Annotated in this window: 1 protein-coding gene; it reads left to right on the top strand. The window is 33.2% G+C overall.

What is annotated here, in order from left to right:
• Positions 1–658: recombinase zinc ribbon domain-containing protein (locus ACF91D_RS31130; protein WP_392438607.1), on the top strand; the 658-nt coding region annotated here is incomplete at its 5' end.
• Positions 659–701: the final 43 nt, after the last annotated feature.

The following is a 701-nucleotide window of genomic DNA, read 5'->3' as shown; positions in this document are numbered from 1 at the left end:
ACGTATTCGCTACTATTCGTGTAGTAACTTTCGCAACAAAGGATCAAAGGTATGTTCGGCCAATAGTGTTAGAGCCGATGTCATTGAAAAATATGTTATGGATCAGATACTGGAAATTGTCAAAAGTGATAAAGTTCTCAAACAAGTTGTCGAACGTGTTAATCAAGAAAATCAAGTCGATGTAGCTGCACTTAACCATGATATTGCTTATAAACAACAACAATTTGATGAAATAAACACTAAACTAAAAAATCTAATTCAAACCATCGAAGACAATCCAGACTTAACATCTGCACTCAAACCAACCATTCATCAATATGAAACACAACTCAATGACATTACAAACCAAATGAATCAACTCAAGCACCAACAAAATCAAGAGAAACCATCTTATGATACGAAACAAATCGCTGCCCTATTACAACGAATATTTCAAAATATAGAATCCATGGATAAATCACAGCTCAAAGCTTTGTACCTAACGGTTATTGACCGTATTGACATTCGTAAAGATGAGAATCATAAAAAGCAATTCTACGTTACACTAAAACTTAATAATGAAATTATTAAACAACTTTTCAATAATTCTCCACTCGACGAAGTGCTTCTCAGCACTTCGTCTTTATTTTTGCCTCAAACACTCTACTTTCAAATCTAATATATCCATAGTGTCCTTTTGTCAGTCAATAACACTCTTCTAA

It is taken from the genome of Staphylococcus sp. 231237_7MaSpsaltlick (genome assembly GCF_043107035.1).
The sequence above is the reverse complement of the archived record's forward strand: the minus strand, read 5'-3'. Positions and strand labels throughout refer to the sequence as shown.